General features: G+C 63.4%; 19 protein-coding genes and 1 pseudogene. 17 read left to right on the forward strand and 3 right to left on the reverse strand.

Annotation, left to right across the window (positions count from 1 at the left end; translation table 11 throughout):
- Positions 1-187 precede the first annotated feature (187 nt).
- Together U8U01_RS12615 and U8U01_RS12620 are read right to left on the reverse strand one after the other, a co-directional pair.
- Complete coding sequence (locus U8U01_RS12615; RefSeq protein ID WP_322174712.1) at positions 188-886, reverse strand: S-layer homology domain-containing protein; 699 nt, start codon at positions 884-886, stop codon at positions 188-190.
- A 24-nt stretch (positions 887-910) separates the two neighbouring features.
- A complete protein-coding gene (locus tag U8U01_RS12620) occupies positions 911-1,432 on the reverse strand; it encodes a hypothetical protein (protein ID WP_322174714.1) in 522 nt (173 codons plus the stop codon).
- Between the two features lie 205 nt (positions 1,433-1,637).
- On the opposite strand from U8U01_RS12620, the gene smc reads away from it, so the two are divergent.
- The 9 genes and pseudogenes from smc (at position 1,638) to leuS (ending at position 12,371) form a co-directional block, all read left to right on the forward strand.
- Complete coding sequence (gene smc / locus U8U01_RS12625) at positions 1,638-5,201, forward strand: chromosome segregation protein SMC (RefSeq protein ID WP_322174717.1); 3,564 nt, start codon at positions 1,638-1,640, stop codon at positions 5,199-5,201.
- Positions 5,202-5,221: 20 nt separating this feature from the next.
- Positions 5,222-6,130, forward strand: a pseudogene (gene ftsY / locus U8U01_RS12630) (signal recognition particle-docking protein FtsY); the annotation flags it as partial.
- A gap of 334 nt (positions 6,131-6,464) precedes the next feature.
- Complete coding sequence (gene rdgB, locus U8U01_RS12635; protein WP_322174720.1) at positions 6,465-7,043, forward strand: RdgB/HAM1 family non-canonical purine NTP pyrophosphatase; 579 nt, start codon at positions 6,465-6,467, stop codon at positions 7,041-7,043.
- 32 nt (positions 7,044-7,075) lie between these two features.
- Positions 7,076-7,495: a YhbY family RNA-binding protein gene (locus U8U01_RS12640; RefSeq protein WP_322174723.1), complete on the forward strand. Its 420-nt coding sequence runs from the start codon at positions 7,076-7,078 to the stop codon at positions 7,493-7,495.
- Positions 7,492-8,127, forward strand: a complete 636-nt coding sequence (nadD, locus tag U8U01_RS12645) for a nicotinate-nucleotide adenylyltransferase (RefSeq protein ID WP_322174726.1) — start codon at positions 7,492-7,494, stop codon at positions 8,125-8,127. The genes U8U01_RS12640 and nadD overlap by 4 nt, the downstream gene beginning before the upstream one ends.
- Positions 8,124-8,708 (forward strand): bis(5'-nucleosyl)-tetraphosphatase (symmetrical) YqeK, encoded by a 585-nt coding sequence (yqeK, locus tag U8U01_RS12650; protein WP_322174729.1) that lies wholly within the window; start codon positions 8,124-8,126, stop codon positions 8,706-8,708. The genes nadD and yqeK overlap by 4 nt, the downstream gene beginning before the upstream one ends.
- A gap of 194 nt (positions 8,709-8,902) precedes the next feature.
- Positions 8,903-9,259 (forward strand): ribosome silencing factor, encoded by a 357-nt coding sequence (gene rsfS / locus U8U01_RS12655; protein WP_322174732.1) that lies wholly within the window; start codon positions 8,903-8,905, stop codon positions 9,257-9,259.
- A gap of 6 nt (positions 9,260-9,265) precedes the next feature.
- The gene (locus U8U01_RS12660; protein WP_322174734.1) at positions 9,266-9,802 is read left to right on the forward strand and encodes a hypothetical protein; all 537 of its coding nucleotides are present in this window, start codon (positions 9,266-9,268) and stop codon (positions 9,800-9,802) included.
- Positions 9,803-9,842: 40 nt separating this feature from the next.
- Positions 9,843-12,371, forward strand: a complete 2,529-nt coding sequence (leuS, locus tag U8U01_RS12665; protein ID WP_322174737.1) for a leucine--tRNA ligase — start codon at positions 9,843-9,845, stop codon at positions 12,369-12,371.
- Between the two features lie 82 nt (positions 12,372-12,453).
- Here leuS and U8U01_RS12670 read toward each other — a convergent pair whose 3' ends face one another.
- Entirely contained in the window at positions 12,454-12,798 is a 345-nt protein-coding gene (locus U8U01_RS12670; RefSeq protein ID WP_322174740.1) for a helix-turn-helix domain-containing protein, read from the reverse strand.
- A gap of 105 nt (positions 12,799-12,903) precedes the next feature.
- Between U8U01_RS12670 and U8U01_RS12675 the strand changes: the two genes are divergently transcribed.
- The 8 genes from U8U01_RS12675 (at position 12,904) to atpC (ending at position 19,571) form a co-directional block, all read left to right on the forward strand.
- Entirely contained in the window at positions 12,904-13,161 is a 258-nt protein-coding gene (locus U8U01_RS12675; protein ID WP_322174742.1) for a ribbon-helix-helix protein, CopG family, read from the forward strand.
- A 165-nt stretch (positions 13,162-13,326) separates the two neighbouring features.
- The gene (locus U8U01_RS12680) at positions 13,327-14,127 is read left to right on the forward strand and encodes a F0F1 ATP synthase subunit A (protein ID WP_322174745.1); all 801 of its coding nucleotides are present in this window, start codon (positions 13,327-13,329) and stop codon (positions 14,125-14,127) included.
- A gap of 235 nt (positions 14,128-14,362) precedes the next feature.
- Complete coding sequence (gene atpE, locus U8U01_RS12685; protein ID WP_322174831.1) at positions 14,363-14,584, forward strand: ATP synthase F0 subunit C; 222 nt, start codon at positions 14,363-14,365, stop codon at positions 14,582-14,584.
- A gap of 14 nt (positions 14,585-14,598) precedes the next feature.
- Positions 14,599-15,096, forward strand: a complete 498-nt coding sequence (locus U8U01_RS12690) for a F0F1 ATP synthase subunit B (RefSeq protein WP_322174747.1) — start codon at positions 14,599-14,601, stop codon at positions 15,094-15,096.
- Positions 15,083-16,843: a F0F1 ATP synthase subunit alpha gene (atpA, locus tag U8U01_RS12695; protein WP_322174750.1), complete on the forward strand. Its 1,761-nt coding sequence runs from the start codon at positions 15,083-15,085 to the stop codon at positions 16,841-16,843. Before U8U01_RS12690 ends, atpA begins: the two co-directional genes overlap by 14 nt.
- 1 nt (position 16,844) lies before the next feature.
- Positions 16,845-17,741, forward strand: coding sequence for an ATP synthase F1 subunit gamma (gene atpG, locus U8U01_RS12700; protein ID WP_322174753.1), 897 nt, complete (start codon positions 16,845-16,847; stop codon positions 17,739-17,741).
- 7 nt (positions 17,742-17,748) lie between these two features.
- On the forward strand, positions 17,749-19,152 hold the full coding sequence (gene atpD / locus U8U01_RS12705; protein ID WP_322174756.1) for a F0F1 ATP synthase subunit beta: 1,404 nt from the start codon (positions 17,749-17,751) through the stop codon (positions 19,150-19,152).
- On the forward strand, positions 19,152-19,571 hold the full coding sequence (gene atpC, locus U8U01_RS12710) for an ATP synthase F1 subunit epsilon (RefSeq protein ID WP_322174834.1): 420 nt from the start codon (positions 19,152-19,154) through the stop codon (positions 19,569-19,571). The genes atpD and atpC overlap by 1 nt, the downstream gene beginning before the upstream one ends.
- Positions 19,572-19,617 lie beyond the last annotated feature (46 nt).

The following is a 19,617-nucleotide window of genomic DNA, read 5'->3' on the forward strand; positions in this document are numbered from 1 at the left end:
TTGAGAGGGGGTGGGGGATCAGGCGGGTTGGGGAGAGAGGTGGGGCCTTGGGAGGGCGGGGCTTTGGCGGGATGAAGTGCAGGGGCGCTTGGGGGAGGGCGTGGGGTAGCTGGCGGGGAGGGGAGGGTGGTTCTTGAGAGAGGATGGGGAGATCAGGCGGGGTAGGGGCAAGGTGGCTTGAGAGGGGTTAGGCGAGGGCGCGGTAGAGGAAGGTGACGATGGCGGCGCGGTCGCAGGAGGCGGTGGAGCCGAAGGTGGTGGCGGAGGTGCCTGCCGCGATGTGGTTCTCCTGGGCCCAGAGCACGGCGTTGTAGTAGTAGGCGCCGGGCTTTACGTCCTGGAAGGGGCTGGCGGCGCCGGTGGGCTGGGGGGCGCCCATCGCCCGGTGGAGGAAGGTGACCACCTGGGCCCGGCTACAGGATTCTTGCACACCGAAGGTGGTGGCGGTGGTGCCCTGGGTGATGCCGGTTTCGTAGGCCCAGAGCACGGCGTCATAGTAGTAGGCGCCGGGGGCGGCGTCGGTGAAGGGGCAATGGGTGGACTGGGGCTTTGGCTGGCCCATGGCCCGCCAGAGGAAGGTGACGACCTGCTCGCGGCTACAGCGGGTGGCCGGGGAGAAGGTGTTGGCGGTGGTGCCGTAGGCAATCCCCTCTGCTATGGCCCACTGGACAGGGTCCGCGTAGTAATCGTCCTGGAACACATCCCGGAACCCGCCTACCGTGGGCCGGGCAAAGGGGTCCTCGCCGGGGGCCAGTTTCCAGCCCCGGTAGAGGGTCCAGTACGGCTTGCCGCCGATGGTTTTCTTCTCTACCATAGCGTAGAAGGAGCCCTGGTCCTCCACCGGGCCGGAGGGGTCATGGCCATGGCTGGACCAGTCGCAGACCACCTCCAGCCGGGAGCCGGTGGCCCGCTACCGGGTGATGCGGATGGTATCGCCCATAGCAAGGCCCGCGGGCTCATCGCCGGAGATATAGCCGTTTTTCACGGTGAGGCCCAAGCCGGTGGGGCTGATGACCCCTTTATTGGCGGCGGCTTTGGCCAACATATCCTCCCAGGCGGCCGCGGGCCAGTTGAGGATGTTGGTGCAGAGCCATTGGGCGTCTTGGACGGACACCCTTTTTTTGCCGGACTGGGTGTAGGACGCCTTGATGCCGTAGGACTCCAGCCGCAGGCCGCTGAGCATATAGAAGATGCTGCTGCCCAGGACTTTGGCGTAGCCGCAGTAGCCGGTACCGGCGCCGTCCAGGTGCTCGTAGTCATACTTGGCGCCGTTGTAGTCATAGAGGGTGGCGGCGCTGATGAGGCGGTTGAGGAACCCTTCCAGGGAGTCCACCTCCTGGGAGCCGGGGACGGCGGCCAGGGCGGTGAAGGGTAGGGCGGACAGGAGCAGGCACAGGGCCAGCAGGGTGGGGACGATCCTCTTTTTCAACATGGTTATCCTCCTTGGGGATATATAATAAGGTATGGGCCCATTATAGCACAGGGGGAGGGCGGTTTGCAAGCTTGGCAGGGGTGGGGGCGGTTTGCGCGGCCCGCGGGGGCCAGCAAGGGGGTTTTTCCGCTTGCTAATGGGCGGGAAACGTGCTATAATGCCTGTACGCGACCTTTATCTTTACTATGCAATAGGAGCTGACCGGATGATCCTCAAATCGTTAGAATTGCAGGGCTTTAAGACATTCCCCGATAAGACGACCCTTACCTTTCAGCGGGGGGTGACCTCTGTGGTGGGGCCCAACGGAAGCGGGAAAAGCAACATCAGCGACGCCATGCGCTGGGTGCTGGGGGAGCAGTCGCTGCGTACCCTGCGGTGCTCGAAAATGGAGGATGTGATCTTTGGGGGCACCCCCCAGCGCCGGGCCCTGGGCTTTGCGGAAGTGACGCTGACCATTGACAACAGCGACCGGGCCCTGCCCTTTGACAACGACCAGGTGGCCATCACTCGGCGGTACTACCGCTCCGGCGAGAGCGAGTACCTGATCAACAAAAGCACGGTGCGGCTGCGGGACATCAACGAACTGTTTATGGACACGGGGCTGGGCCGGGACGGGTACTCCATCATCGGGCAGGGGAAGATAGACAGCATTGTGGCCGCCCGCAGCGAGGACAGGCGGGAGATCTTTGAGGAGGCGGCGGGGATCTCCCGGTACCGGTACCGCAAGGAGGAGGCCCAGCGGCGGCTGGGGAAGGCCGAAGAGAACCTGGTGCGGCTGCGGGACATCCTCTCGGAACTGGAGAGCCGGGTGGGGCCCCTGAAGGAGCAGGCGGAGAAGGCCCAGCAGTTTATTGCCTATGACGGGGAGAAACGGGGGCTGGAGATCGGCATTTGGGTGGCCAACCTGGACCGGGCGTCCCAGGCCCTGCGGGAGCACCAGGAGAAGATCGGCACGGCCAGGGCCCAGCATGAGGCCATAGAGGAGGAGATAGGGGAACTGGGCCGGCTGGCCGAGGAGAACGCCAGGGAGATCAACCGCTGCACCGGCGAGATGGACGCGGCCCGGACCGAGGCCGGGGCCCTGGACGAGCAGGCCCTGCGGGCCGAAGGGGAGATCGGGGTATTGCACAGCGAGCTTGCCCACAACCGGCAGGACGCCCAGCGGTTGCAGGGGCAGGTGGACGCGGCCAGGCAATCTGCCGGGGACACGGCCAGGGAAATGGAGGAGCGGCGGGCGGCCATTGCCCGGCAGGAGGGGCGGATTGCCCACAGCCGGGAGGAACTGGCGGGCTTTACCGCCCGGCTGGAGGAACTGCGGCAGGGGGCCGATGAGGCCACCCGGCAGTTGGAACAGGCCGCGGCCAGGCTGGCCGGGGTGCAAGCCAGCCTGGCGGAGGAGCGGGTGCGGATTAGCGCGGCGGGTTCCTCGATGGAGGAGATACAGCGGCGGGCCGGGGCCGTGGAGGACAGCGTGCGGGAGGCCGGGCAGCGCCGGGAGGCACTGGAGCAGGAATGCGCCCAACTGGCGGATATGCTGGATGAGAGCGGGGAGCGGATTGCGGCCGGGGAGAACGCCGTGAAGGGCTGGCAGATGCGGCTGGAAAGCCGGAAAAAGCGGGTGCAGGCGGCGAAGGACCAGTGGGACAGGCTGACCCTGGACGCCAACGAGCAACTGCGCCGGGCCCGGCTTTTGGAGGACCTGGAACGGAACCTGGAGGGCTTTGGCCAGAGCGTGAAGGTGGTGATGAAGGAGGCCCAGCGGGGGATGCTGAAGGGCATTTGCGGGCCGGTGACCCGGCTGCTGACCGTGCCGCCCCCCTACGCCGTGGCCCTGGAAACGGCCCTGGGCGCGGCCATGCAGAACATCGTGACCGAAACGGAGGGGGACGCCAAGGCGGCCATCAGCCTGCTGAAAGAGCGGGACAAGGGGCGGGCCACCTTTTTGCCCCTGAGCAACGTGAAGGGCCGGCCCCTGGACCCCAGGGAGATGGAGGGGGCACCCGGCTTTGTGGGCGTGGCGGCCAGCCTGTGCGGCTGCGAGCCCCGCTTTGCCGGGGTACGGGACTCTTTGCTGGGGCGGGTGGCCGTGGCGGAGGACCTGGACAGCGCGGTGGCCATTGCCCGGCGTACCGGCTACCGCTACCGGGTGGTGAGCCTGGACGGGCAGGTGGTCAACGCCGGGGGCTCGCTGACAGGGGGCGCGCGGGTGAAGAACTCGGGGCTGCTGAGCCGGGCCGGGGAGATACAGCGGGTGAAGGAGAAGGCCGCCGCCTTGCAGGAAGAGGCCGGCCGGGCCGGGGACGCCTACCGGGAGGGCCAGCGGGAACTGGCCGCCTGTGAAGGCGAACTGGGCGCGGCGCAGGGGGAACTGCTGGGCCGGCAGGAGGAGCGGACGAAGATTACCTATGAACTGGCCAGGGCCCAAAAGGAACTGGAGGGGCTGCGGGAAACCCTGGCCGGGCTGGAAGAGGAACGGGCCGGGGCCAGGGCACGGCTGGACGGGCTGGCCGAAACCCAGGCAAAGGCCAGGGAGCGGGCCGGGGCTTTGGAAGAGGAGGCCGCCCGCTGGCAGCAGGAGAGCCAGGCGCTGGCCGGCAGCCGGCAGCAGCAGATGGACCGCTGCGAGGAGATTGGGGAAACCATACAGGCCTTGCGGATGGAGGCCTTCTCCGCCCGGAAAGACCAGGAGGCCCAGCAGGAGGAACTGGCCCGGCTGGAGGCCCGGCAGCGGGACGCCAGCGGGGAGCAGGCAAGGCTGCTGGAGGAGATAGAGGGGCTGCGGGGGAAAGCGGCGGAACTGGAGGAGCAGGCGGCCGGGATGGTTGCCAGGACCCAGGAACTGCGGGCCGCGGCCCAGGAGAAACGCCGGGAGGCGGAAGAAACCGCCCTGCGGCGCACGGAACAAGAGAAGGAGTCGGCCCGGCTGCGGGGGGAGGAGCGGGAGGCCATTGCCCGCCGGGAAAACGCGGGCCGGGAACTGGCCCGGCTACAGGAGCGGTCGGATAATCTGCAAAAAGAGTATGACGGGCTTTTGGGCCGGCTGTGGGAGGAGTATGAACTGACCCGCCGGGAGGCCCAGGAACAGGCCGCGGAGATAGGCGACCTGCCCGGCGCCCAGCGGCGGCTGGCGGAACTGAAAGGGAAGATAAAGGCCCTGGGCCCGGTGAACGTGGGCGCTGTGGTGGAGTACCAGGAGGTTGCCCAGCGGTACGGGTTTTTGAACGGGCAGGTGGGAGACGCGGAAAAGGCCAAGGCCGAACTGCTGGGGCTGATTGACAGCCTGACCGGGCAGATGCGGGAACTGTTTACGGAGCGCTTTGCCCTGATCAACGAGAACTTTGGGAGGATCTTCCGGGAGCTGTTTGGGGGCGGGGGCGCGGAGTTGAGTTTTTCGGACCCGGCGGATGTGCTGGGGTCTGGCATTGAGATAAAGGTGCACCCGCCGGGGAAGATCGTGACCCATATCGAGAGCCTTTCCGGCGGGGAAAAGGCGCTGGTGGCTATTTCCATCTACTTTGCCATTATGCGGGTGAACCCGCCGCCCTTTTGCGTGCTGGACGAGATAGAGGCCGCCCTGGACGACGTGAACGTGACCCGCTTTGCCCAGTACCTGCGGCGGATGACGGGGAAGAGCCAGTTTATTGCCATTACCCACCGCCGGGGCACCATGGAGGGCAGCGATATGCTGTACGGCGTGACCATGCAGGACCAGGGCATTAGCAAGCTGCTGGCCCTTAGGACGGAAGAAGCGGCGGAGTTTGGGACGTAGCAAGGAAAAGGAGAGTTGACATGGGCATATTCGACAAAATACGGCAGGGGCTGAAAAGGACCAGGGAGAGCATCAGCGGGCAGATCAGCCAGATGGTGCACTCGTTTACCAAGATTGACGAGGAACTGTTTGAGGAACTGGAAGAGCTGTTGATTATGGGCGACGTGGGCATGGACACCGCGGCCTTTATTACCGGGGAACTGCGCCGGCATATCAAGGAAAAGGGCATGACCGACCCCGGACTGATTATGGGGGAATTGCAGGGCATTGTGGCGGAACTGTTGCAGGGGGACTGCACCCTGCACATGGGCACTAAGCCCTCGGTGGTGCTGGTGATTGGGGTGAACGGCGTGGGCAAGACCACGGCCATTGGCAAAATGGCGGCCATGCTGAAGGCCCAGGGGAAGTCGGTGGTGCTGGGGGCGGCGGATACCTTCCGGGCGGCGGCCATTGAGCAACTGGAGGTGTGGGCCCAGCGGGCCGGGGTGCCCCTTGTGAAACACGGCGAGGGGGCCGACCCGGCGGCGGTGGTCTTTGACACCATTGCCGCGGCAAAGGCAAGGGGCTGCGACGTGGTGATTTGCGACACGGCGGGGCGGCTGCACAACAAGAAAAACCTGATGGACGAACTGTCGAAGATTTCCAGGGTGATAGACCGGGAACTGCCCGGCTGCGACCGGGAAAACCTGCTGGTGCTGGACGCCGCTACCGGCCAGAACGGGGTGAACCAGGCCAGGGAGTTTATGCACGCGGCGGCCATTACGGGCATTGTGCTGACCAAACTGGACGGCACCCCCAAGGGCGGGGTTGTGCTGCCCATTAAGCGGGAACTGGGCCTGCCGGTGAAGTTTATTGGGGTGGGGGAGCAGATAGACGACTTGCAGCCCTTTGACCCGGCGGCTTTTGCGGCGGGGCTGTTTAACATGGAGGAGCCCGAACCCCAGGCAGAGCCCCAGGAGGCGGCAGGGCCAGAGCCTCAGCCGGAAAAGGCGGTACAGGCGGCCCAGGAGCCGGAAGGGCCGGAGGAGAAACACCGGCGGTTTAGGGAATTTGCCCAGGGGCTGATGGGGCAGATGGACCGGGGGGAGGATCCCCGGCCGCTGCTGCCGGAACTGGCCCGGTGGCGGGATGACAGCGGGCTGGACCGGGACGACCAGCGGCTGGTGCGCAACCTGCTGCTGACAGTGGAGAACTGGAAGGGCTGAAGGCCGGACGGGCATTGGGAAGAAGAGAAATAACAGGAGAAAGAAAGGGGAGACCGTTATGAAATTTGTGATAGCGACCCATAATAAGGGCAAGCTGGTGGAATTTAGGCGGCTGCTGGAGCCCATGGGCATAGAGGCGGTGCTGCTGGATATCTCGGAGCCGGAAGAAACGGGGGCCACCTTTGCGGAGAACGCGTACATCAAAGCGGCGGCGGCCTGCCGGGAAACGGGGCTGCCGGCGGTGGCGGACGACTCCGGGCTGTGCGTGGACTACCTGGGCGGCGCGCCAGGGATTTACTCGGCCCGGTTTGCGCAGCCCGGCAAGCGGCGGTTGACGGTGCTGGAAAAGTTGCGGGGCGTGCCCGCGGAGCAGCGGGGGGCCCATTTTGTCAGCGCGGTGTGCTGTGTGTTCCCCAACGGCGACCGGGTGGAGGCGGAGGGGAAGTGCTTTGGGCGCATCGGCCTGGAGAGCCGGGGGGAGAACGGCTTTGGGTATGACTCGATTTTTGAGCAGGACGGGGTGACTTTTGGGGAACTGAGCGCCCAGGAGAAGGACGCCCGCAGCCACCGGGGCCACGCCTTTGCGGCCTTTGAGGGGAAACTGCGGGCGTACCTGGAAGGCCACCCGGAACCCTAAAAAGGGGAGAGGGGGGCGCGAAGGGCGGTGGGGTGGGCGGGTGGGGCGATGCCGCTTACTGGGTGGGGCTGCCCACGCGCCACCTTACCGCCTGTGCGGCCTTGGCAAGGAGATGCCGGGGGGACGAAACTATTAAGCAGAAACGAGGGACAGAATTGACCAGTAAACAGCGGGCGTATTTGCGCTCTTTAGCGGTGGAGCAGGACACGATATTACACGTAGGCAAGGCCGGGCTGGGGCCGGAGGTGTTCCGGCAGGCGGACGAGGCCCTGGAAAAGCGGGAACTGATTAAGGGGCGTATTTTGCCGGACACCTGCCCGGAAACGCCCAGGGACGCGGCGGAGAAGATCGCCCAGGCTACCCGCAGCCAGGTGGTACAGGTGATTGGCAGCCGGTTTGTACTGTACAGGCCCCGACGCAAGGACCCGAAGATCGTGCTGCCCAGGCCATGAGGACGGCGGTTTACGGCGGGACCTTTGACCCGATCCACCGGGGGCATTTGCATATTTTGGAAGAGTTTATGGGGCGGCTGGGGCTGGAGCGGGCGCTGCTGATACCGGCTGGGCTGCCTCCCCATAAGCAGGTAAGGCATTTGGCCCGGCCGGAGGAACGGGCTGCCATGTGTGAGATAGCGGCCCAAAGCCTGCCAGGGCAGGTGGAGGTGTGCCGCATGGAACTGGAGCGGCCGGGCAAAAGCTTTACCGCCGACACCCTGGCGGCGCTGGAGGTATTGTACCCGGCGGACACCTTTTACCTGCTGATGGGGGAGGATATGTTCCTAACGGTGGACAGGTGGCACGACGCGGGGGGGATTTTCCGCCGGGCGGTGCTGTGCGCCTCGCCCCGCAGCGGGGAGGGGCTAGCACGCCTGCGGCACAAGCAGCGGGAACTGGAAAAGCTGGGGGCCCGGTGCGCGGTGGAGGATATCCCTTTTTGGGATATATCTTCTACCAGCGTACGGGCTTTGGCCAGGGAGGGGGCGGACATTGCCGCCCTGGTGCCGGCGGGGGTGGCGGATTATATCGCCGCCCACCGGCTGTACGGGGCGGGCCCGGATCAGGTAAAAGGGAGGCGGATGGATTGACCTATCAGGACTATGCGGAAGAGGTGAAAAAGCACCTGACGGAAGGGCGCTTTTACCACAGCCAGTGCGTAGCGGCGTGCGCTGCCCGGCTGGCCGGGCAATACGGCGCGGATGTGGAAAAGGCCCGGCTGGCGGGCATCCTCCACGATATTATGAAGGACACGGCGCCGGAAGGGCAGTTGAAAATCATAGAGAAATATGGTATTATGCTGACAGAGGCCCAGCGGCGCAATACCAAGCTGTGGCACGCGGTGTCCGGCGCGGCCTATGTGGAGTATGTGCTGGGCCTGGGCGACCGGGAGATATTGGACGCCATTGCCTGCCATACCGGGGGCAAGGCTGGGATGGGCCTTTTGGACAAGGTGCTGTTTGTGGCGGACTATATCTCCGCCGACCGGGATTACCCCGGCGTGGAGGGGCTGCGGCAGCTAAGTGCCAGCAGCCTGGAGGCGGTCATCATAGAGGGCATTGCCTTTACCATACCGGAACGGATGGGGCAGCGGCTGACGCTGGAGCCCCGGTCCATAGAGGCCTATAATGAGGCCCTTTGGACGCTGGAGGAGAGGAAGGGGAAAGCGTAGGCGGGGCGCGGTTTTAAGCGGCCCCTGCGCCCCTTGTGCCGCCTCTGGGCGGGAGGTATAGGAAACACACTTGAAAATCGGCAGACACTGATTTTCAAGCTGGGCGGCTGTGCCGTCTGGTTCAAAAGAGGCCCCGACCCGGCAGGGCGCCCGGCTATAGGCCGTGAACTATATTTGGGAAAGGAACGTGGCGTATGAACGCGTATGAACTGGCAAAACAGGCGGCCCGGCTGCTGGACAGCAAAAAGGCCGAGAACATCAGCGTGATAAAAATTGACGAGATCTCCAGCCTGGCGGACTATTTTGTGATTGCCACAGGCAGGGGGAGCACCCATGTGCGCTCCCTCTCGGACGAGCTGGAACAGAAACTGAAGGAGCAGGGCGTGGCCCCGGCCAGGGTGGAAGGGTACCGCTCGGACAGTTGGATACTGCTGGATTACACCGAGGTGGTGGTGCATATGTTTACCCAGGAGGCCAGGGATTTTTATGACCTGGACCGGCTGTGGGTGGACGGGGCCAAGGTGGACTGGCAGGATAAAGGGGAGGCTTAGGCCGCCATGGTGGCCAAAAGGCAAGAGGAACTGCTGGAAAGCTTTTTGTGTGGGCTGGAGCCGGAACAGGCCGCGGTGTACCGGGAACTGGCCCGCTACCTGGAGGGGATGGGCTATAGCCCCAAAAAGCAGCGGTCGGCCATTGTGTTTAAGTGCCCCTGGCATGGGAAACAGTTGGCCAAGCTGGGGTTTGACAAGAAGGGGGCACCCTTTTTTGCCCTGCGCTTTTCCGCCTGCCGGGGGTATTCCCGGCGGTTTGAGGAGATTGTAAAGGCGGCGGTGAGCAAGGAGAAACACCGGGAGCCCGCCTGCATGGGGGCGGACCCGGAAAACTTTTGCAAGGGCCCGGCGGAACAGCGGGTGTATACCTATGTTTTCCCAGGTGGGGAGAGGCGCTGCCTGTGCGGCGCGAAGGCCCTGGCGATACCGGGCCTTGGCAGGGAGGATGTGCCGGAGGTAGAACGCCTGATGGAGGAGGAACACCGCTTTTTGATGCAGTATGAGGCGCAGCCACAGGCTGCGGCCGGCAGGGACGAAATTTAAACCGCAAGGCCGGCGGCCGCGCGGGAAAGGATGATGTAAAGTGAAATATGACCATAGGGCTGTGGAGCCCAAATGGCAGCGGGCATGGGAAGAGGCAGGTGTGTTCCATGCGGAGGAAAAATCGGCGAAACCTAAGTTTTACGCTTTGATCGAGTTCCCGTACCCTTCGGCGCAGGGGCTGCACGTGGGGCACCCCAGGCCCTACACCGCCCTGGACGTGGTGGCCCGCAAGCGCCGGATGCAGGGCTATAATGTGCTGTACCCCATTGGCTGGGACGCCTTTGGCCTGCCCGCGGAGAACTATGCCATTAAGAACCATGTGCACCCGGAGGGCATCACCCGGCAGAACATTGCCAATTTTACCCGGCAGATCAAGGCGCTGGGCATCTCCTTTGACTGGAGCCGGGAGATATGCACCATTGACCCGGACTACTACAAGTGGACCCAGTGGATTTTTTTGCAACTGTACAAGCATGGGCTGGCCTATAAAAAGGAAATGAACGTGAACTGGTGCACCAGTTGCAAGTGCGTGCTGGCCAACGAGGAAGTGGTGAACGGCGTTTGCGAGCGCTGCGGCAGCGAGGTGGTGCACAAGGACAAGAGCCAGTGGATGCTGAAGATTACCGCCTATGCCCAGCGGCTGATTGACGACCTGGATACGGTGGACTACCCGGAACGGGTGAAGGCCCAACAGAAGAACTGGATCGGCCGTTCTACCGGGGCGGAGGTGGATTTTGACACCTCGGCCGGGGACAAGCTGACCATTTACACCACCCGGCCGGACACCCTATATGGGGCCACCTATATGGTCGTTTCGCCGGAGCACCCCTATATAGAGAAATGGGCCGGGCGGCTGGCCAATCTGGAGGCGGTGCGGGCCTACCAGGCCCAGGCGGCGCGGAAGTCTGACTTTGAGCGCACGGAGATGCAGAAGGACAAGACCGGCGTAAGGCTGGAGGGCGTGACGGCCATCAACCCGGTTACAGGGCGGGAGATACCCATCTTCATCAGCGACTATGTGCTGGTAAGCTACGGTACCGGGGCCATTATGGCTGTGCCTGCCCATGACAGCAGGGACTGGGACTTTGCCAGGAAGTTCGGGCTGCCGGTTATCGAGGTGGTACAGGGGGGCCATGTAGAGGAGGCCGCCTTTACCGACTGCGAAACCGGCGTGATGGTGAACTCCGGCATATTGGACGGCCTGCGCGTGGAAGAGGCCAAGGAAAAGATAACGGCCTATTTGGAGGAGAAAGGCATCGGCCACGCCAAGGTGAACTATAAGCTGCGGGACTGGGTGTTCTCCCGGCAGCGGTACTGGGGGGAGCCCATCCCCATGGTGTACTGCGAAAAGTGCGGCTGGCAGCCTATCCCGGAGAGTGAACTGCCCTTGCGGCTGCCCCAGGTGGACAGCTATGAGCCTACGGACACGGGGGAATCCCCTTTGGCCAAGATGACGGACTGGGTGAACACCACCTGCCCCTGCTGCGGCGGCCCTGCCCAGCGGGAAACGGACACCATGCCCCAGTGGGCCGGGTCCTCCTGGTACTTTTTGCGGTATATGGACCCCCACAACCCGGACGCGCTGGCCGGCAAGGAGGCGCTGGCGTACTGGTCGCCCATTGACTGGTATAACGGGGGTATGGAGCACACCACCCTACATCTGCTGTACAGCCGGTTCTGGCACAAGTTTTTGTACGACATAGGCGTGGTGCCTACGGCCGAGCCCTATGGCAAGCGCACCAGCCATGGGATGATTTTGGGCTTTAACCCCCACAACTTCCAGAACCTGCCGGAAGAGGAGCAGGCCCGGATGGTGGCGGAGCATGGCAGCGAACAGGCGGCCCAGGCGGCGCTGGTGGAGAAATACGGCGAGATGGCCAGCCACCCCATTGTGAAGATGAGCAAATCGCTGAACAATGTGATCAACCCGGACGTGATTGTGGAGGAGTATGGCGCGGACACCATGCGCCTGTACGAGATGTTTGTGGGGGACTTTGAGAAGGCCGCCCCCTGGAGCACCGCCGGGGTGAAGGGCTGCCGGCGGCTGGTGGACCGCTACTGGAATTTGCAGGAAAACCTGCTGGACAGCGAAGAGGTGCGCCCGGCGCTGGAAACCGCCTTGCACCGGGCCATCAAGAAGGTGGGCGAGGACACGGAGAACCTGAAGTTCAACACGGCCATTGCCACGTTGATGGCCTTGATGAACGAGGTGGCGGCCCAGCAGGGCATTACCAGGGGGGAGTTGCGGGTGTTTACCCTGCTGCTGAACCCCTTTGCCCCCCACATTACCGAGGAGGTGTGGGCGGCCTGCGGCCTGGGGGAGGGCCTGGCCTGTGCGCAGCCCTGGCCCCAGTATGACGAGGCCAAGACCCAGGAGAGCACCGTGGAGATTGTGGTGCAGATAAAGGGAAAGGTGCGGGCACGGCTGAACGTGCCGGTGGGCATCACCAAAGAGGAGGCCATTGCCGCGGCCAAGGCCGAGGCGCGCATTGCCGGGGAGATCGCCGGGAAGGATATAGTGAAGGAGATCTACGTGCCGGGCAAGCTGGTGAACCTGGTGACGAAGTAGGGCGGCCGCTGGCCGGCCGGTACAGAGGAAAGCGCCGGGGCAAAGGCCCTGGCGCTTTTTTGCGGCTGGGGGTATGGCGGGGCTACCGGCCGGTGTGGGCGGCGCGGGTGCGGGCGATGAGGGCGCGTTCCTCCTCGCTGAGCAGGCCGATGTGGGAGATGCCCTGCCCCACCTTTTTGGGCGCGCGCTTGCGGGCGGTTTCCAACTGGGTGAACTGCTCGGGGTAGAGGAAACACTCTGCCGGCAGGCCGAAAACGGCGGCCAGCACCTTGAGGGTGGGGATGTCCGGCGCGGTGTGGCCGGACTCGTAGTAGGTATAGGCGGAGCGGGAAATGCCCAGCGCGGCGGCCACGGACTTTTGGGTAAACCCGCAGGCCAGCCGTACGGCCCGCAGCATTTTTCGAAGATCGGCATAGTATTCCGACATGATCTGCCCCCCTTTGAAAAAGAATATGTCAACATTTATAACATAAATCATAACATATTAATAGTTGCCTTTCAAGCATAAAATATGTTTGCGAGGTGATAGTGCATGAAAAATGATGATCTGATCATCCACCCCAAACGGGCCAAAGGGGAGGACGGGTACAGGGTATTTTCCATCCGCATACGGGAGGAACTGGTGGAACAACTGGAGGAGATTACCGCCAAGACCTGCCGCAGCCGGAATGAGCTGATTGGGAAGTTTATCGAGTACGCCCTGGAGCACTGCCAGGTGCTGGAGGACGGCCAGAAAGGGCGGCAGGCGGCCGGGGGAGAGGAAGAAGGGGAGGGGCCGGGCGCGGAGTAGGGGGGAATTTTCGGCCGGGCGCGCTTGACATTCGCCCTGGGGATTGCTATAATTTTCTTGATTCCGTTTAGCGCCCGGCCTGTTTGGCGGGCTACCGACCGGGAGATGCGCCCCCCACGGGCAGGGACCGCCGGGGACGCGGACTTTTAAGAAAGGAAGTGCGCGATGAAAGAACACAGAAAGGGTTTGGTGATATGGCTGGTGGTGGTGGCTGTTTTGCTGGCCGGCGCGCTGCTGGCAGGCACCCAGGCCCGGCCGGAGGGCGTGCAGGAGGCTATGCGGGACGCGGTGCTGCATAGCGAGAACCGTATCGCTCTTTTTGGGGGGAAAACCGTGAGCCCCGGGCTGGTTTCCGCCTTTATTGTGACGGCTGTACTGCTGGCCGCCGCTGCCTGTATACGGCTATTTGCCATCCCAAAGTTCCGGTTTTCGCCGGGGAAGCTTCAGCTAGCGCTGGAGGAGGCGGTGGGACTGTTCGACCGTATGGCCAAAAGCAACAGCCCCCACCGAAACGGCTTTTTGGGGGCTTACATTTTTGCCGCCGGGGCCTACATTTTTGTGGGTACGCTGTTTGAACTGCTGGGTTTGCAGGTGGTGGGGGTGAAAGGGCATCCCATCACCCTGCCGGCACCGCTTTCGGACGTGAACGCCGCTATTGGGCTGGGGGTGCTCTCTTACCTGGTGATCCTTTCCGGGGGGATTGCGGCCAACGGCATAAAGGGCGTGGGAAAGACGCTAAAGGAGTTCTCCCTGCCGATCTCCATGAGTTTTAGGCTGTTTGGCGCGCTGCTGAGCGGGCTGCTGGTGACAGAACTGGTTTACTACTTTGTGAACCTGAGCTTTGTGCTGCCGGTGGTGGTAGGGGTGATGTTCACCCTTTTGCACGCGCTGATACAGGCCTATGTGCTGACCATGCTGGTATCGCTGTACTACGGCGAGGTTTCGGAGCGGACCCATAAGGGTTAAGGCCGCCGGCCCGGGGCCTGGCGGTATTTTGTGCGCCTGTTTTATGTCTGCTTTATTTTCCCCGGTTATGCGGGGGCCATTCAGGAGGTTATTCATCATGAGAAAAATTGCCCGTCATAGAAGGTTGATCTGCGCGCTGGTTTTGGCGCTGTTTACTGTTTTGATGCTGGCCGTGCCCGCCTACGCCGCTGCCGCGGAGGGCGGGGAGCCCGCCGCTGTGGCCGCGGACGGCGGCATTGGCGCCAAGGCCCTGGCCGCCGGTATTGCGGTGGGCGTGGCCGCTGCCGGCGGCGCCGTGGGCATGGGCCTGGCCACCGGCAAGGCGGTGGAGGGCATCTCACGCCAGCCGGAGGCCGAAGGGAAAATACGCACCTCGCTGATGCTGGGCCTGGTGTTTATTGAAACGGCGATCATCTACGCGCTGCTGGTGGTCATTTTGATCATCTTTGTACTGTAAGGCAGGTGGGAAACGTGGGAGTACCATTGAACATCGACTGGCAGCAGATTTTGCTGCACTGGCTGAACTTGGCGATTTTGGTAGGCGGGCTGTATTTTTTGCTGTTTAAGCCCGTGAAGGCCTTTATTGCCAAGCGGGAGGAGCATTACCGGGAACTGGATGCGGACGCCCAGGCCAAGCTGGACGAGGCCCAGCGGGTGAAGGAGGAGTACCAGGCCAAAATGGCCGGCGCTGAGGAAGAGCTGCGGATGGCCCGTATTCGGGCCCAGCAGGCCGTGCAGAAATCTACCGAAGAGGAACTGCAGGAGGCCAGGGCCAAGGCCGCGGAGATTATACAGGAGGCCAGGGCCCAGGCGGAACATAGCCGGGAGCGGGCCGTGAAGGAGTCTCAGCGGGAACTGAAAAAGCTGGCGGCCCAAGCGGCGGAAAAGCTGGCCTTCCACCCCGGCGAGGACCCCTTTGACCAGTTTTTGAACCTGGCGGAGGGAGGCGGCAAACATGAGGGCCGATAGAGGGCACCTGCGGGCCGTGCTGCGCAGCGCCAAGGAGCCGAGCCCGGAGCAACTGCGCCGGTTTAGCGCTTTTTTGGAAAAGACCTACCAGCGGGAGATACCCATCCACTGGGAGAAGGACGAGGCCCTGCGCACCGGTTTCCGGTTGCAGGCGGGGTCGGATATATACGACTGGACGCCCCACGGGCTGGCCCGGCAGTTTGAGGACCACCTGCGGGGGGTGACCCCCGGCCAGGAGGACATTATGCCCCTGATGCGGGAGGCCGTGCGGGACTGGAGCCCGGCCATTGCGCCGGAGGAGATTGGCGAAGTGCTGACCGTGGACGGGGACATTGCCACCGTGGGCGGCCTGGACCATGCCCAGTATGGGGAGATCTTGCAGTTTGAGTCCGGCGTGAAGGGCATGGTGATGGACCTGCGGCCCGACGACCTGTGCTGTATCATCTTCGGCGACGGGGAGGAGATCAGCGCGGGGAGCATGGTGCGCCGTAGCCTGAAAACCGCCGGTATGCGGGTGGGCGACAACTTTTTGGGCCGGGTGGTGGACGCCCTGGGCGTGCCCATTGACGGCCTGGGCCCGGTAGAGGTGGAAACCCACCGGCCCATAGAGGCCCCCGCCCCGGGGATTTTGGAGCGGCAGCCGGTGAACGAGCCCATGGAAACCGGGCTTTTGGCCATTGACTCTATGTTCCCCATTGGCAGGGGACAGCGGGAGCTGATCATCGGTGACAGGCAGACCGGCAAGACGGCCATTGCGCTGGACACCATCCTGAACCAGAAGGGCAAAAACGTGGTGTGCGTGTACGTGGCCATCGGCCAGAAAACCAGCTCGGTGGCCCAGATGGTGGAAAACCTGCGCCGCCGGGGGGCTATGGAGTACACCACGGTGGTCAGCGCCCCGGCGGGGGCCTCGGCGGCCTTGCAGTACATTGCGCCCTATGCGGGCTGCGCGTTGGCCGAGCATTTTATGTACCAGGGCCGGGATGTGCTGATTGTGTACGACGACCTTTCCAAACACGCCATTGCCTACCGGGCCCTGAGCCTGCTGTTGGAGCGCTCGCCGGGCCGGGAAGCCTACCCGGGGGATGTGTTCTACCTGCATTCCCGGCTGTTGGAGCGTGCGGCGCACCTCTCGGACGAACTGGGGGGCGGCAGCATGACGGCCCTGCCCATTGTGGAAACCCAGGCGGGGGACGTGTCGGCGTATATCCCCACCAATATTATCTCGATTACCGACGGGCAGATTTTTTTGGAGAGCGACCTGTTCTTTGCCGGCCAGCGGCCGGCGGTGAACGTGGGGCTTTCGGTTTCCAGGGTGGGCGGCGACGCCCAGACCAAGGCCATGAAGGCCGCGGCGGGCACCCTGCGCCTGGAGCTGGCCCAGTACCGGGAGATGGAGGTGTTTACCCAGTTTTCCAGCGACCTGGACGAGGCTACCAAGCGGCAGCTAAGCTATGGGCAGGGGCTGATGCGCCTGCTGCGCCAGCGCCAGTACGCCCCCTTGGCCCACCATGCCCAGGTGGCGGTGCTGGTGGCCGCTATGGGCCATATGATGCAGGATGTGCCTTTGGAGGAGCTGGACAGTTTTAAGGACCAACTGGTGGCCTATGTGGAGCGCCGCGCCCCGGATATGTGCCACAAGCTGGACGTGACCTGCCGCCTGACCGAGGACGACCGGACGGATATTATGGGGCTGGCAGCCAGCTTTTTAACAGAGTACAACGCCGCCGGAAAGCGTGGTGGCTGATATGGCCGGTACCAAAGAGATTAAGACCCATATGGAGAGTGTGCGGGAAACCAGGAAGATCACCAATGCCATGTACCTGATCGCCTCTACCAAGCTGCGCCGGGCCCGGCTGGACCTGGACAACACCCGCCCCTATTTTGAGGCTTTGCAGGGGGAGATCAAGCGGATATTCCGGGGGGCATGGGATGTGGAGAGCCGGTACTTTTACCCGCCCCAGGGCTCGACGGCCTTGGAGGGCACCTACGGGTGCCTGGTGATTACCGCCGACAAGGGGCTGGCCGGGGCCTATAACCAGAATGCCATTAAAGAGGCCCAGGCCCTGCTGGGGCAGCACCCGGACACGAAACTGTTTGTGGTGGGGGAGTACGGGCGGCGGTTTTTTGACACCCACCGGATCCCCATTGAGCACAGTTTCCTGTACACGGCCCAGAACCCGACCATGATGCGGGCCAGGGAGATCAGCGCCCGGCTTTTGGAGGGCTATGAGCGGGGGGAACTGCAAAAGATCTACGTGGTGTATACGGATATGGAGAGCAGCGTGTCTTTCCAGGCCCACTGTACCCGGCTGCTGCCCTTTCACCGCAAACACTTTACGGACACCGCCCAGCACGAAAAGCAGGTGACAGAACCCTTTGAGTTTTTGCCAAACGCCCAGGCGGTGCTGGACAACATGATACAGAGTTATGTGTCCGGGTTTATTTACAGCGCGCTGATCGACAGCTTTTGCTGCGAACAGAACGCCCGCATGACCGCCATGGACAGCGCCAACCAGAACGCCGAAAAGCTGATGGGCGAACTGGGGTTGCAGTATAACCGGGTGCGGCAGGCGGGCATTACCCAGGAGATCACCGAGATTTCCGCCGGGGCAAAAGCCCAGCGTCAAAAAAAGGAGAGGTGACAGAGTTTTGGAACGAGGGATCATAGTACGCATCTCCGGGCCGGTGGTGGACGTGGAGATCACCGAAGGCGCGCTGCCCCGGCTGCGGGAGGAACTGACCGTGGAGAAAAACGGCGTGGTGCGGGTGATGGAAGTGGCCCAGCACCTGGGCGGCAGCACCGTGCGCTGCGTCATGCTTTCTGCCAGCGAGGGCCTGCAAAGGGGCCTGGCTGTGGACGTGCCCGGGCACACCATACAGGTGCCGGTGGGCCGGGCCACCCTGGGCAGGATGTTCAACGTGCTGGGCCAGCCCATTGACGGACAGGGGCCCATGCCGGCGGGTACGCCGGTGCAGAGCATCTACCGCAAGCCCCCCAGCTTTGAGGAGCAGAGCCCGGCTGTGGAGATACTGGAAACGGGCATTAAGGTGATTGACCTGCTGGAGCCTTACCCCAGAGGGGGGAAGATCGGCCTGTTTGGCGGCGCGGGTGTGGGCAAGACCGTGCTTATCCAGGAGCTGATCCACAATATCGCCATGGAGCACGGCGGGTATTCCATCTTTACCGGCGTGGGCGAGCGCAGCCGGGAGGGCAACGACCTGTGGCGGGAAATGCGGGAGAGCGGCGTTTCGGACAAGACGGCCCTGGTGTTCGGGCAGATGAACGAGAGCCCGGGCGTGCGGATGCGGGTGGCCCTTTCCGGGCTGACCATGGCCGAGCACTTTAGGGACAAGGAGCACAAGGATGTGCTGCTGTTTATTGACAACATCTTCCGTTTTGTGCAGGCGGGCAGCGAGGTTTCTACCCTGCTGGGGCGGATGCCCTCGGCGGTGGGCTACCAGCCCAGCCTGGCCAACGAGATGGGGGAGTTGCAGGAACGGATCACCTCTACCAAGGACGGCTCGGTGACATCGGTACAGGCGGTGTATGTGCCGGCCGACGACCTGACAGACCCGGCTACGGCCACTACCTTTGCCCATTTGGACGCCACCACGGTGCTCAGCCGGAAAATCTCCGAGCAGGGCATTTACCCGGCGGTGGATCCGCTGGCCTCTTCCTCCCGGATTTTGGAGGCGGATGTGGTGGGGGCGGAGCACTACCGCATCGCCCGCAAGGCCCAGGAAATTTTGGAGAAGTATAACGAGTTGCAGGATATTATCGCCATTTTGGGCATGGATGAACTTAGTGAGGCCGACCGCCAGGTGGTGGGCCGGGCCCGGCGGTTGCAGCGGTTCTTTGCCCAGCCCACCCATGTGGCGGAGAAGTTTACCGGCCTGCCGGGTATCTATGTGCCCCTGAAGGACACCCTGGAAAGCTTTGGCAAGCTGGTGGACGGCGAGTTGGACCAGTACCCGGAGGCGGCTTTTTACAATGTAGGCACCTGGCGGGATGTGGTGGAAAAGGCCAAGAAGATAGAGGCGGGTGAGCTGTGATGGAAACCTTTCAGGTACACATTCTGGCGGCGGACCGCACCTTTTACGAGGGGCCCTGCGAGAGCCTGACCATCTCCACCTCGGACGGGGAACTGGGTATTTTGGCCGGGCACAGCCCGATAATCGCCGCGGTGCTGCCGGGGACCCTACGCTATACGGCCCCCGGTGCGGAGCCCCAGACCGCGGCGGTTTCGCCGGGCATGGTGAAGGTGGAGGGAAACGATGTGCTGGTGTTGGTGGACTCGGCCGAGCGGCCGGAGGAAATTGACGCGGCCAGGGCCCAGCGGGAGGCCGACGAGGCCAAGGAGGCCCTGTTGCAGCAGCGCAGCCGGCAGGAACACCAACTGGCCCAGGCGACCCTGGCCCGCGCTTTGAACCGGCTGCGGATCAAGGCATCTACCGCCCATTTGGAGCAGTGAGGAAGAAGAGGACGGAAAAAAGGCCGCGAAACCTTTGTTTCGCGGC

This window comes from Acutalibacter caecimuris (assembly GCF_034335085.1).
Lineage (GTDB): Bacteria > Bacillota > Clostridia > Oscillospirales > Acutalibacteraceae > Acutalibacter > Acutalibacter caecimuris.

What these genes read in the sequence shown, in the direction of transcription:
- U8U01_RS12670 (WP_322174740.1), bottom strand. Translation starts at nt 12,798, where the DNA reads ATGTCGGAATACTATGCCGATCTTCGAAAAATGCTGCGGGCCGTACGG.
- atpG (WP_322174753.1), top strand. Translation starts at nt 16,845, where the DNA reads ATGGCCGGTACCAAAGAGATTAAGACCCATATGGAGAGTGTGCGGGAA.
- nadD (WP_322174726.1), top strand. Translation starts at nt 7,492, where the DNA reads ATGAGGACGGCGGTTTACGGCGGGACCTTTGACCCGATCCACCGGGGG.
- atpC (WP_322174834.1), top strand. Translation starts at nt 19,152, where the DNA reads ATGGAAACCTTTCAGGTACACATTCTGGCGGCGGACCGCACCTTTTAC.
- U8U01_RS12680 (WP_322174745.1), top strand. Translation starts at nt 13,327, where the DNA reads ATGAAAGAACACAGAAAGGGTTTGGTGATATGGCTGGTGGTGGTGGCT.
- U8U01_RS12675 (WP_322174742.1), top strand. Translation starts at nt 12,904, where the DNA reads ATGAAAAATGATGATCTGATCATCCACCCCAAACGGGCCAAAGGGGAG.
- U8U01_RS12620 (WP_322174714.1), bottom strand. Translation starts at nt 1,432, where the DNA reads ATGTTGAAAAAGAGGATCGTCCCCACCCTGCTGGCCCTGTGCCTGCTC.
- atpA (WP_322174750.1), top strand. Translation starts at nt 15,083, where the DNA reads ATGAGGGCCGATAGAGGGCACCTGCGGGCCGTGCTGCGCAGCGCCAAG.
- rsfS (WP_322174732.1), top strand. Translation starts at nt 8,903, where the DNA reads ATGAACGCGTATGAACTGGCAAAACAGGCGGCCCGGCTGCTGGACAGC.
- rdgB (WP_322174720.1), top strand. Translation starts at nt 6,465, where the DNA reads ATGAAATTTGTGATAGCGACCCATAATAAGGGCAAGCTGGTGGAATTT.
- smc (WP_322174717.1), top strand. Translation starts at nt 1,638, where the DNA reads ATGATCCTCAAATCGTTAGAATTGCAGGGCTTTAAGACATTCCCCGAT.
- U8U01_RS12660 (WP_322174734.1), top strand. Translation starts at nt 9,266, where the DNA reads ATGGTGGCCAAAAGGCAAGAGGAACTGCTGGAAAGCTTTTTGTGTGGG.